This is a genomic window from Lysinibacillus sp. Y5S-8, assembly GCF_036894365.1.
Classification (GTDB): domain Bacteria; phylum Bacillota; class Bacilli; order Bacillales_A; family Planococcaceae; genus Lysinibacillus; species Lysinibacillus fusiformis_D.
Genome location: NZ_CP145889.1, coordinates 606,286 through 618,951 on the forward strand (window position 1 = coordinate 606,286; position 12,666 = coordinate 618,951).

Annotated in this window: 15 protein-coding genes; all 15 read left to right on the top strand. The window is 37.4% G+C overall.

The genetic code is table 11. The annotated features are described in order from the left end of the window. The first annotated feature begins 9 nt into the window (after positions 1–9). The 15 genes from V6670_RS02850 to V6670_RS02920 all read left to right on the top strand — a co-directional run bounded on the left by V6670_RS02850 (position 10) and on the right by V6670_RS02920 (position 12,648). Entirely contained in the window at positions 10–507 is a 498-nt protein-coding gene (locus V6670_RS02850) for a manganese efflux pump (protein WP_338652490.1), read from the top strand. A gap of 22 nt (positions 508–529) precedes the next feature. After that, entirely contained in the window at positions 530–970 is a 441-nt protein-coding gene (locus V6670_RS02855) for a low molecular weight protein arginine phosphatase (protein WP_036123665.1), read from the top strand. A gap of 8 nt (positions 971–978) precedes the next feature. Beyond that, positions 979–2,262, top strand: coding sequence for a HAMP domain-containing methyl-accepting chemotaxis protein (locus V6670_RS02860; protein WP_338652491.1), 1,284 nt, complete (start codon positions 979–981; stop codon positions 2,260–2,262). 357 nt (positions 2,263–2,619) lie between these two features. Next, positions 2,620–3,057 (top strand): ribose 5-phosphate isomerase B, encoded by a 438-nt coding sequence (gene rpiB / locus V6670_RS02865; RefSeq protein WP_036123645.1) that lies wholly within the window; start codon positions 2,620–2,622, stop codon positions 3,055–3,057. 7 nt (positions 3,058–3,064) lie between these two features. Further along, on the top strand, positions 3,065–3,190 hold the full coding sequence (locus V6670_RS02870; RefSeq protein WP_338652492.1) for a hypothetical protein: 126 nt from the start codon (positions 3,065–3,067) through the stop codon (positions 3,188–3,190). Next, positions 3,144–3,686, top strand: coding sequence for a TIGR01440 family protein (locus tag V6670_RS02875; RefSeq protein WP_330493594.1), 543 nt, complete (start codon positions 3,144–3,146; stop codon positions 3,684–3,686). The genes V6670_RS02870 and V6670_RS02875 overlap by 47 nt, the downstream gene beginning before the upstream one ends. Positions 3,687–3,744: 58 nt before the next feature. Continuing rightward, positions 3,745–4,986 (top strand): serine hydroxymethyltransferase, encoded by a 1,242-nt coding sequence (glyA, locus tag V6670_RS02880; RefSeq protein ID WP_338652495.1) that lies wholly within the window; start codon positions 3,745–3,747, stop codon positions 4,984–4,986. A gap of 283 nt (positions 4,987–5,269) precedes the next feature. Continuing rightward, positions 5,270–7,429, top strand: coding sequence for an EAL domain-containing protein (locus V6670_RS02885; RefSeq protein ID WP_338652496.1), 2,160 nt, complete (start codon positions 5,270–5,272; stop codon positions 7,427–7,429). A gap of 124 nt (positions 7,430–7,553) precedes the next feature. After that, positions 7,554–8,183 (top strand): uracil phosphoribosyltransferase, encoded by a 630-nt coding sequence (gene upp / locus V6670_RS02890; protein WP_004269470.1) that lies wholly within the window; start codon positions 7,554–7,556, stop codon positions 8,181–8,183. A gap of 167 nt (positions 8,184–8,350) precedes the next feature. Next, positions 8,351–9,472: a UDP-N-acetylglucosamine 2-epimerase (non-hydrolyzing) gene (gene wecB / locus V6670_RS02895; RefSeq protein WP_036123633.1), complete on the top strand. Its 1,122-nt coding sequence runs from the start codon at positions 8,351–8,353 to the stop codon at positions 9,470–9,472. A 536-nt stretch (positions 9,473–10,008) separates the two neighbouring features. Beyond that, on the top strand, positions 10,009–10,380 hold the full coding sequence (locus V6670_RS02900; protein WP_036123631.1) for an ATP synthase subunit I: 372 nt from the start codon (positions 10,009–10,011) through the stop codon (positions 10,378–10,380). A gap of 36 nt (positions 10,381–10,416) precedes the next feature. Beyond that, positions 10,417–11,127: a F0F1 ATP synthase subunit A gene (atpB, locus tag V6670_RS02905; protein WP_058843803.1), complete on the top strand. Its 711-nt coding sequence runs from the start codon at positions 10,417–10,419 to the stop codon at positions 11,125–11,127. A 65-nt stretch (positions 11,128–11,192) separates the two neighbouring features. Then, positions 11,193–11,417, top strand: a complete 225-nt coding sequence (atpE, locus tag V6670_RS02910) for a F0F1 ATP synthase subunit C (protein WP_004269474.1) — start codon at positions 11,193–11,195, stop codon at positions 11,415–11,417. Between the two features lie 173 nt (positions 11,418–11,590). After that, on the top strand, positions 11,591–12,115 hold the full coding sequence (atpF, locus tag V6670_RS02915; protein ID WP_089932992.1) for a F0F1 ATP synthase subunit B: 525 nt from the start codon (positions 11,591–11,593) through the stop codon (positions 12,113–12,115). Beyond that, positions 12,112–12,648 carry a F0F1 ATP synthase subunit delta gene (locus V6670_RS02920; protein ID WP_036123623.1) on the top strand — a complete coding sequence of 179 codons (537 nt, stop codon included), beginning with the start codon at positions 12,112–12,114 and terminating at the stop codon, positions 12,646–12,648. The genes atpF and V6670_RS02920 overlap by 4 nt, the downstream gene beginning before the upstream one ends. Positions 12,649–12,666: the final 18 nt, after the last annotated feature.

Consider the following 12,666-nt stretch of genomic DNA (forward strand, 5'->3'; position numbering starts at 1 on the left):
AGTGCGTTCTTGCAGGGAATTCTTGCAGGTATACTAACGTCTGTTGATGTGATTGGTCTATATGTCTTACTGCCGAATGTTAGATATCGCTTATTTTTGTCACTATGGACAGCAGCATTGCATATGCTTTTCCCGTTATTAGGCTTTGAGCTAGGAAGCTATTTAGTTCGATTTCTATTAGAATGGGGACAATGGATTTCAAGTATTTTATTATTTTGTATTGGTATGCATTTACTATTATTCTCTCATCGAGATGAAAAAGTAACAATATCACCTGTACTTTTAGCTGTGACTGCAAGCCTAGATACCTTTTCAGTTAGTGTTTCTTTTGGTATGCTTAACTTAGAAAAAACTATTTTTATCATGAGTGCAGGCTTGAGTGCTCTAATTTGCGCTTATGGGTCATTAGTCATTGCACGTAGAAGCCAAGTATTTTTTGGCAATAAAATTCAAATAGCTGCTGGCGTTATATTTATTATCATGAGTATTCTAGCTATTCAACAATAGATGAAATTGGAGAGTGATAAGTGTGAAAATATTATTTGTTTGTACAGGCAATACTTGTCGCAGTCCGATGGCAGAAGTTATTTTAAAACATAAACAAATCAACAATGTAGAGGTGCGCTCAGCAGGTATTTATGCCATGCCAAATGCACAAATGTCAGCACATGCACAACAAGTGTTAAATGAAGCGCAAATGTCACATCAGCATTTTGCAACGCAATTATCAATGACAGAAATGGCATGGGCAGACTTAATTTTAACGATGACGACTGCTCACAAAGACGCCGTGATTTCAAATTATCCAGAAGCTGAACATAAAGTATTTACCTTGAAAGAATATACAAATGAGGGCAGTCTGGAAAATGTAGTAGATCCTTATGGTGGCAATAAAGCAATATATGAAGCAACATTTGCAGAATTAAAGGAATTAGTTGATCAATTAATACAAAAACTTGAAAAGAATTGAGGGGCCCTATGAAAAAACAATTTGGTTTACGGCTTAAATTGGTATTATTTGTTAGTGTACTTGCGCTTATCACCTACAGTGTCAGTTTTATATTCATTGAGTTTTTACAACCTACTTTCTTCCCAGACACGAATCGAATGGTTTTTGAGGTAATTACTTACGCATTAGGTATTATATGGTCAGGTATATTAGCAGCGTTGTTAAGCGTGATCTTAATCAAACCTTTACAGCAGCTCGAACATTCAGCAATCCTTGTAGCTGAAGGGAAAATTGGACAGGATGTACAAATGCCTAAAACAAATGATGAAATTCGATCCGTTGCTGAAGCGTTCCAACAAATGGTGTTAAATCTGCGTCAAATGGTGGAAAGTATCGATCAAAACTTTCAGCAAACAAATCAATCAATTATTCAGCTATCTGATGAGGCGGGAGTGGCAACTAAAAAGGCAGAAGGAATTGCCTCTACTGTGAAGCATATATCTGCAGGAGCAGAAGCATCTGCAACAGCTGTACAAGACACTGCCGAAGCTATTGAAGATGTGCGAGCTCTTGCAACAGAAGTAAATAGTAGAGCAGAAGCATCAGCATCACAATCAAAAGAGATTCTACATAATTTATCGACAACAACAAAGGCCATCGAAATACTAGTGAATAGTATTCAGCAAATTGCTACAGGTAATAATGAGGCACTAAAAAGTATTCATGCACTTGAAGAAAATGCTGGCCAAGTAGAACGGATTATTAGCTTAGTCGGTGACATTGCGGCACAAACAAATTTACTGGCATTAAATGCCTCGATTGAAGCAGCACGAGCAGGAGAGCATGGAAAGGGCTTCGCAGTGGTAGCTGAGGAAGTTCGCGGTTTGGCTGATGAAAGTGCGAAAGCTGTCCAAGGTATTACAGCTTTAATTCAGTCCATGCAGCAAAATGTAGAGGTAGTTGTTAAACAAATGAATGAACAAGTAGCATTTGCGACGAAGGAAGCTGATCGCGTTTCTGAAACAACGACAGCCGTTGAAGGTATGGCTTCCAACGTACATGAAATGGCAACAGCAATTGTTGAAATTTCCTCGTTAATTGAACAGCAAATGCATAATATTGAAACGACAGCTCGCCAATCACAAGAAGTTGCAGCCATTGCTGAAGAAACGTCAGCAGGTGCACAGGAAGTTCGTAGTGCCGCTGAGGAGCAAGCTTATGCTATCGAGCAGGTAGAGCATTTGGCTCAAAGTTTGAAAAAGCAATCGGAAGCATTGCATAAGATGATTCAACAATTTGATAGACAAGCATAGTCCAACAGGCTATACATAAATGCGACGTAAAATCGGATTTATGTATAGCCTTTTTTATTAGAGAGCGTCCATCTTAGGATCACGTTCTGTCAAAGTATTTATGTCCATCGTAAGTGAAAAGCTAAAAAAAATTCAGAAGATGGAATATTACAACAAAGGACCTTTATCCGAACTTATTAACATGATATTCACATTATCCACAGAAAAATGAGTTTAAAAGTGAATATTTTTGTGTTAATATACAATAAATGTTCGTCTTTTAGGAGAAATCAGCATAAAAAAACAAGAAAAATCATGTTATTCTTCAGAAAGAAGTGGTACACTAAGGGTGACTATAATTCGAAAAGAGGGAACCCAGTGAGAATAGCAATTTCTTCTGATCACGGAGGCAACAACTTACGTCGTGAGATTATGCAGCTATTAGATGAACTTCATATTAGCTACGAAGATTTTGGTCCACAATCTGCGGATTCAGTAGACTATCCTGATTATGCAAAACCTGTTTCTGAAGGTGTTGCTAATGGAGAATTTGATAAAGGTATTTTAATTTGTGGCACAGGAATTGGTATGTCCATTGCTGCTAATAAGGTGAAGGGCATTCGTTGTGCATTAGTGCATGATGTATTCAGTGCCAAGGCAACACGTTGCCATAATGACTCAAATATTATAGCCATGGGTGAACGTGTCATTGGTCCAGGCCTTGCACGTGAAATCGTCCAAACTTGGCTAGAAACAGAGTTTGAAGGTGGCCGTCATACACGCCGCATAGAAAAAATTGCTGAGCTAGAGCAATAATCGTTTCATGATTCCATATATGGCATTCGTCAAGGATGTCCTATATGGCATGATTTTAATGGATATAGATGAAGGAGCTGAGCTTAATGGTAGTAAAACAAATACGAACGCATTTGACTCAGTTACTCAGTGAGTTTGAAGAGCAGGTAACGTTACGACCTCATACAATTTTTGTTGTAGGGTGCTCTACATCTGAAGTGATTGGTCAGAAAATTGGCACAGCAGGGGCATTGGAAATAGCTGAAGCCATTTTTGAGCCGTTACAAGAATTTGCATCGAAACATCAATTACATTTAGCATTCCAAGGCTGTGAGCATATTAACCGCGCTATTACTATGGATGCATCAACGGCTGAACGATTTGGCTATGATGAAGTAGCAGTAGTTCCAGTACGTACAGCAGGTGGATCGATGTCTGCTTATGCCTATACACAATTTGCTAATCCAGTGGTTGTTGAAACAATACAGGCACATGCAGGTATTGATATTGGACAAACATTAATTGGTATGCATTTGAAAGCAGTAGCTGTTCCCGTTCGAACATCAGTGAAAATGGTGGGAGAAGCGGTTGTTACGGTTGCAACAACACGTCCAAAGCTAATTGGCGGAGAACGTGCAATATATAAATAATTACCCTTATTATAAGTGGTATAGATAATTAACGATACTTTAGGAGGCTTTTTCAAACATGGCATATGAAAAATTAGCAGTACAAGACCAAGCAGTATTAGACGGAATTCTTGCAGAAAAAAAACGTCAACAAGCAAATATTGAATTGATTGCATCTGAAAACTTTGTTTCCGAAGCGGTTATGGAAGCACAAGGATCAGTACTGACAAATAAATACGCTGAAGGCTATCCAGGTAAACGCTACTACGGTGGTTGTGAACATGTAGACGTAGTAGAAAATATTGCACGTGATCGCGTGAAAGAAATTTTTGGAGCAGAATATGCTAATGTACAACCACACTCTGGTGCACAAGCAAACATGGCTGTTTACCATACAATTTTAGAACCAGGTGACACAGTTCTTGGTATGAACCTTTCTCATGGTGGTCACTTAACACATGGATCTCCAGTAAACTTCTCTGGTATCCTATATAACTTTGTGGAATATGGTGTAACGAAAGAAAATCAAGTAATCGATTATGAAGATGTACGTCAAAAAGCATTAGAACATAAACCAAAACTTATCGTTGCTGGTGCATCTGCCTACCCACGTGAAATTGACTTCTCTAAATTCCGTGAAATCGCAGACGAAGTGGGTGCATACTTCATGGTGGATATGGCACATATTGCTGGTCTTGTAGCTGCTGGTGAACATCAATCACCAGTGCCGTATGCTGATTTTGTTACATCAACAACGCATAAAACATTACGTGGACCACGTGGTGGTTTAATTCTTGCTTCAAAAGAGTGGGAGCAAAAATTAAATAAATCTGTATTTCCAGGAATTCAAGGTGGTCCATTAATGCATGTCATTGCTGCAAAAGCTGTAGCATTTGGCGAAGTATTACAACCAGAATTTAAAGACTATGCAAAGCAAATTAAAGCGAATGCCAAAGCTTTAGCAGAAGTACTAATTGCTGAAGGCGTTGAAATCGTTTCTGGTGGCACAGATAACCACTTATTACTGTTAAATGTAAAATCACTTGGTTTAACAGGTAAAGTAGCAGAGCATGCACTAGATGAAGTAGGTATTACAACGAATAAAAACACAATTCCTTACGATACAGAATCTCCATTTGTTACTTCTGGTATTCGTATCGGTACGCCAGCTGTTACTTCTCGCGGCTTTAAAGAAGAAGATATGAAAGAAGTTGGAGCAATTATTGCTGCGGTTCTTAAAAATCCTGAAGATGAAGCAGTTAAAGCAGAAGCAAAAGATCGTGTAAAAGCATTAACAGATAGACACCCATTATACGCATAATAGAAATGAGAGGGCTGTGTTTAAAGTACATTTGTTACTTTAAATACAGCCTTTTATTTTGTGAATTTAGGACTAAACTATAAAAAACATATTTTTTCTAAAAAATAGAATAATCATCTTGTTTTTGAATAAATTTACATAAAATAGATAAGTAGGGTTTTATTATAATAGTTTAAGGACAGATAATGTCCTAGAAAAGAAGTTTTTTTTCATAAAGGTGAAAATTTATTTGAATTTTATGTACAATGGAAATGGGATGAAGTGATAGAGATGGAGGGATTGGATGGTCACTAAATCATTAGACATAGAAAATGATGTTTTATTAAGTAGCATTCGTAAATTAGGGGATAATTCGAAAGAAAGCTATGTTATTTTTGATGCGACAAATCATCATGGCATACTAGCGTGTAATGATTCATTTTGTATGCTTACAAATGCTTCGCGTTCACAAATCCTAAATACTGATTATTTTTCATGGCTCTCTATAGATGAAAAAAAGACAACCATAAAAATGATAAAAGAAAAAATACATAACGGCATAATGGTCCAGGCAAAGCTCTATCATAATGGCATTAATAAGTCGCCCTTTTGGGCAGAGATACAAGCATTACCATTTTGCAATGAGGCTAATCGTACGAAATATGTTTTAGTGCTTGTGAAGGATGTAACGTATTACCGTACTGAAGACTTCCTAATGAGATTAGAAAATGATATGTACAAGGCCATCGAGCGAGATAGCACTCTTGAACAAAAGATGAAAATTATTTGCCGTGGACTGGATGATTTTTTTACGCCGAATATTACAAGTATGGTTCTGGTAAAAACAGAGTCCAATCAATTACAAGTTTTCACAGGTAATGATTCGGAGGAAAGTGTGCCAAGGTGCTGTGAAAACAATGCATTTTTTATTGAAGTAATGCAATCAGGAAATGCTAGGCTCGTGGAAAATTTAGATGAAGTAAATATCCCTGAGGAACATAAACAATATGCTACATTATCTGAAAAGCCGTATGGATGGTTTGTACCTATACGCAATCAACAACGGCAAGTGATAGGGCTATTTTCGATCTATTTTCAAAAAACACGAAGCGACCAAATGTCTTTTAAAAATATGCTTCAAAAAATGGGGTCACTTGTTGCGTTGGCTGTTACCTATGCTCGAACTCAAAAAAAAATTTGGGATTTAGCCTACACGGATATTACAACGGGTCTACCTAATCGTCATAGCTTTGTTAATTCGATTGAAAAAGAAGTGGAGCATGGTTTAAGCGGCTTTATCAAAATATTAAAACCAAGTGAATTTCATCAAGTAGTGGAACTTTACGGGCGTGAGGTTGGAGATGAGCTTTTAAGGCAACTCGCTAAAAGATTGGAGCAAGACAAGCCAGAAGATAATGAATATGTTGCTAGATTTACAAGCTCTAGTCTCATTATGTCTACGTTGGCACAAAATGAAAATTTACAGGAGTATGATAAGCGGATAAAGGAAACAATTCGGCAGCCCTTTATTATAGGGGGGAAGCAAATCTATATCACGCTAAAAACAGGAATCGCTTCCTATAATAATGATATAAAAATCATTGATGCGATTCGCTTTGCTGATAATGCTCTTTCCTTTGCAATTGATAGACCAGGTACACATACTGAAATTTTTACAACAGAAAAAAATGATGTGCTTATACAGAAAATGACGGTTTTAAATCATTTATCACAAGCAATCAAAAATAAAGAAATTACAGTCCATTTACAGCCTAAGGTAGACTTACGTAATGGTGAAATACACAGTATTGAGGCACTGGCACGGTGGATTTCTCCAAAACTAGGCTTTGTGTCACCAGCCATCTTCATTCCAGTAGCTGAGAGTACCGGGAAGGTTCTGGAAATAGATGTTCTTGTTTTAGAGACTGTGCTTTCATGGCTTTCAGAACGTCAACGGCTAGGAAAGAAATTAGTGAAAATTGCAGTTAATATCTCACCTGATCATTTTTACTATACGCATTTCGTTCAGGATACACTGAAACTTGTTCGAAAATATAATATTGACCCTAGCTATATTATTTTAGAGGTGACTGAAAATATTGGTTTAGTAGATTTTCAATCTGCCTTTAAAATTATTCAAGAATTAAAAAGCTATGGTTTTAAAACATCAGTAGATGATTTTGGGACAGGTTTTTCATCATTAAGCTATCTACAACAGCTACCCTTCACTGAATTAAAGATTGATCGTAGCTTTATTAATGCGATTGAAGATGCGGCAACACTTGCGATTGTACGCTCCATTATTCAGTTGGCATTAAACTTAGGGATGATTTCAGTTGCAGAGGGCATTGAAACGGAAGAGCAGGTAGAAATTTTACGTGCACTAGGCTGTACAGTAGGACAAGGCTATTTTTATTATAAGCCAATGCCCATTGAACAAGTAGATAAAATTCTTGATCAATAGCTTATTTTTGACAAATATAAAATAACAAAAGGAGTCGTCCTAAATTAATTTTTGAGGCGACTCCTTTTTTCTGTTATACTAGTTGAGATAAAAATGAAATCCGAACGGTGAGGAGAGAATCCCTTTGAGCAAAGTCTATGTATTTGATCATCCACTAATCCAACACAAATTAACTTATATTCGCGACAAGAACACAGGAACAAAAGAATTTCGTGAGCTAGTAGACGAAGTAGCAACACTTATGGCGTTTGAAATCACACGTGATATGCCAGTAGAAGAAATTGAAATTGAAACACCTGTAACAATTGCCAAAACAAAAGTACTTTCTGGTAAAAAGCTTGCGATTGTACCAATTCTACGTGCAGGTATTGGTATGGTAGATGGCGTATTAAAGCTTATCCCAGCGGCTAAAGTTGGTCATATTGGTCTTTATCGTGATCCTGAAACGTTAAAACCAGTTGAATATTATGCAAAACTTCCAGCAGATGTGGAAGAGCGTGATTTCATCATTGTAGATCCAATGCTTGCAACTGGTGGTTCAGCAGTGGAAGCCATCCACTCACTGAAAAAACGTGGAGCTAAAAACATTAAATTCATGTGCTTAATCGCTGCACCAGAGGGTGTAAAAGCTATTCAAGAAGAACATTCGGATGTAGATATTTATATTGCTGCACTTGATGAAAAATTAAACGATCATGGCTATATTGTACCTGGTTTAGGTGATGCCGGAGACCGTCTATTCGGTACAAAATAAAAATCAATACATGTAATTTCCTCATTTAGGAAACTAATAACTTGTGAAAGCGTCCTTCAAATTGAAGGGCGTTTCCTAGTATGTGTAGGCAAGTACGCCTATTGATGACCATTAATAGATGTAGTTGACCATTTCATACAATAACAAAAAGGACGGTGTAGATCGTTTTGATAAAAAAATGGAAAGTAATGACGATTTTTGGTACAAGACCAGAAGCAATTAAAATGGCTCCTCTCGTTTTGGAGTTACAAAAGTATCCTGAGCAAATAGAATCTATTGTAACCGTAACAGCACAGCATCGCCAAATGCTCGACCAAGTATTAGAGACATTTAACATAACACCAAACTATGATTTAAATATAATGAAGGATCGTCAAACATTAATTGATGTAACGACAAACGCATTACAGGGCTTAGATAAAGTAATGAAAGAAGCACAACCAGATATCGTTTTGGTACATGGTGATACAGCAACAACCTTCATTGCGAGCTTGGCGGCATTCTATAACCAAATTGCTATAGGGCATGTGGAAGCAGGCTTACGTACATGGAACAAGTATTCACCATATCCAGAGGAAATGAATCGTCAGCTAACAGGTGTGATGGCAGATTTACATTTTGCTCCAACGGAAGTATCTAAAAAGAACCTGCTAGATGAAAATAAAAATCCAGACACTATTTTTGTGACAGGAAATACAGCCATTGACGCATTAGCAACAACGGTCAGTGAGCACTACACACACCCTGTATTAGATAAGATTGGCGAAGATCGCATGATTTTATTAACGGCACATCGTCGTGAAAATCTGGGTGAACCAATGCGCCATATGTTCAAAGCGATTACGAGAATATTAACAGAGCATGAGGATGTTCAAGTTGTATATCCAGTGCATATGAATCCAGCTGTTAGAGAAATTGCGAATGAAATCTTAGGAGACAATGAACGTGTACATTTAATAGAGCCTCTTGAAGTGTTTGATTTCCATAATTTTGCGGCAAATTCATATATGATTTTAACGGACTCAGGTGGCGTACAAGAAGAAGCACCTTCATTAGGGAAACCAGTGCTTGTTCTAAGAGATACGACAGAACGTCCAGAAGGTATTGAAGCTGGCACATTAAAGCTAGCAGGAACGGAAGAAGAAACAATCTATGCCTTAGCAAAGGAATTACTAACAGATAAAAATGCCTACGAAGTAATGGCGAAAGCATCGAATCCATATGGAGATGGGCATGCATCGAAGCGTATTGTTGAGGCACTGCTAGAATTTTTACAAAGAACTAATTAATGTACTATATTTAATTCGGAAAAATAAGTCTAATGTACCTATTGAAATGGGTAAGCTAATTTACGAGCATAATCATGTCGTAAATTAGCTTTTTTTTCGTGTGAGAAGGTTGGGAACTTTTGAAACTATGAAATTTCATACACAAATTTGTCAACAATTTGACAAGAGTATATAGGCTGTGAAGTTTTTCTCCTTTACCAATTGACTTCAAATATCACCTATTGTATGCTTACAAAGGGTAAGAATGATAAGGGTTTCAGTTCATAAATAGGACGTTGAAACACTTGTTATATCAACTTTCTACTAAATTGACAGTTCAAAATAAAACTGTCGATTTGCAACGTTTTGTGCGTTTCGGTTTTTACCGAGTCGGTAAGGGGTGTAAGTTATTTTTGGGCATTTACACCTGTAATTGAAATGACTCTCCCATTACTATTCCGCTGTGAGTAGTGTCTTTCACTGCTCTTTTCTGATTTCACATAGTGGTCAGCAAACGTTTTCATTACTCGAAAAAATGATTCAGGAGATTATAACCAATGCTAGATTTGCATCACATTTTTGCTGTGCAGAAGAGGGCGTTATTTTTTTTGCTTGCACTCTGCGCATTAGGCTGGGGGTTTACTCCCTATCAAACTGTTTTTGCGGGCATCGCAATAGGTGCATTTTTTGGTACGTATAATTTTTGGATTCTAGTTCGCCGTATGGAGAAGTTTGACAGATCCATTAGTGAAGGGAAGAAGATAGGCTCACTTGGTACAGCGCTTCGCTTTGGATCAGGTGTTGCGGCAGTCGCAATAGCCATTTCGTTGCCAAACTATTTTCACTTAATTAGCACGGTTATAGGGCTAATGATTCCGTACGTTTTTCTCTTTGTCGAGAGAATTGTGTCACATGTAAGGAACCGCTAATGTGCTTTAAATTAGAAAGAGAGGTGAAAAATAACAATGAATCATGAAGCTCCGTTACTAGAAGTCGGTTTTTTAACATTTAATAAATCGACAGTTATGATGTTACTGGTTGCAGCAATTATCGTATTTTTAATTGCCTTTATTTCAACTAGAAGCCTAAAGTTAAAACCTACTGGTATGCAAAACTTTATGGAATGGATTATGGATTTCGTTAAGAATATTATTAAAAGCAACATGGACTGGAAAACTGGTGGTCGATTCCACGTTCTAGCCATTACGCTAATTATGTTTATCGCAGTATCTAACTTACTAGGTCTTCCATTCTCTATCGTCTATGATCATCAGCTATGGTGGAAATCACCAACAGCTGACCCTACAGTTACGATGACATTGGCAGCAATGATTTTAGTCTTAACGCAATACTATGGTGTTAAAATGAAGGGTACAGGTCATTATGTTGGTACATTCTTCAAACCAATGTCATTCATGTTCCCGCTGAAAATAGTAGAAGAATTTGCAAACACATTAACATTAGGTTTACGTCTTTACGGTAACATTTACGCGGGTGAGATTTTACTTGGCTTACTTGCAGGTTTAGCATCATCAGGTGCTGTGGGATTCATCGGGGCAATCGTTCCTATGATGGCATGGCAAGGTTTCTCAATTTTCATCGGCTTTATCCAAGCCTTTATCTTCACAATGTTAACAATGGTTTACATGGCTCATAAAGTGAGCGATGACCATTAATATAAAGCATATATCCTATGCTTGAATCACAAAAAAACAAACAATTCCAAGGAGGAAATTTTCAAATGACAGGTTCATTAGGTTTATTAGCAGCAGCAATCGCAATCGGTTTAGGTGCACTTGGTGCAGGTATTGGTAACGGTCTTATCGTATCAAAAACAGTAGAAGGTATCGCTCGTCAACCAGAAGCTCGTGGCGTTCTTCAAACTACAATGTTCATCGGGGTTGCATTAGTTGAAGCCCTACCGATCATCGCAGTAGTAGTAGCATTCATCGTAATGAACAAATAATTCAGTTGAACACTGAATTTTACTAGTGGCGAAGCAGGATTCACCAGATGAAACTTCGCCCTTCATTTTGGAACGGATAAAAGCTATGTGTAAATATAGCTTTTTAAAATAGGTAGTTTTTTAAATCATTAAATTATGTTGAAGTTAAAGCTCTTGAAGGGAGTGAAACAATCGTGTTTTTAGATTATCTTGTACTAGGTGCTGGCACTGGTGGAGGTTTTAACAATGGTGACATCATCTCAACATTGGTTATCTTCATAGTGTTAATGTTATTACTTAAGAAATTCGCTTGGGGTCCACTTATGGGCATCATGCAGCAACGTGAAGAATTAGTAGCGAGTGAAATCGAAGCAGCTGAAAAAGCGCGCAAAGAATCGCACCAATTTTTAGAAGAACAAAAGAGCCTTCTTAAAGAAGCTCGTACGGAAGCACAATCGATTGTTGAAGGCGCTAAGAAACAAGGCGAACTACAAAAAGAAGAAATTCTTACTGTAGCGCGCAATGAAGCAAACCGCTTAAAAGAATCGGCTTTACGTGAAATTGAGTCTGAAAAAGAAAAAGCTATTGCAGCAGTACGTGATGAAGTCGTTTCATTATCTGTACTTGCAGCATCTAAAGTCCTTAGCAAAGAGATTTCTGAGGCAGACAACCGTGCTCTAATTGAAGAGACGATTGCGAAGGCAGGCGAAGCTCGATGAGTAATTCAACTGTAGCAAAACGTTACGCTCAAGCGCTTTTTGAATTAGCGCAACAAAAAAACAATCTTACTGAAGTTGGAGCAGACTTAAACGAACTAACAAAAGTAATGAAAGAATCTCCTGATTTTTTAACGCTTTTAAGTGCGCCTAAGTTCTCCATCGAACGTAAAAAACAAATGGTAGCTGAAATCTTCACTGGTGCAACACCAGAAGTTTTACACACGGTTCAACTTCTAGTTGAGAAAAAACGTGTAAACGAGATTAAGCTAATTGCCAATGCATATGCTGAGCTTGCTGCACAAGCACAAGGTATGGCAGATGCAACAGTATTTTCAACACGTGCACTTTCTGCAGAAGAAAGCGCTAATATTTCGACAGCATTTGCGAAACTTGTTGGAAAACAATCATTAAACATTACAAACGAAATCGATCCAACTTTACTTGGTGGTATTCGTGTTCAAATCGGTAACCATATTTATGATAGCTCAGTAGTTAACAAACTAGAGCGTCTAAAACGTGAATTAATCGGTTAATAATTTAGAAATGTGAGA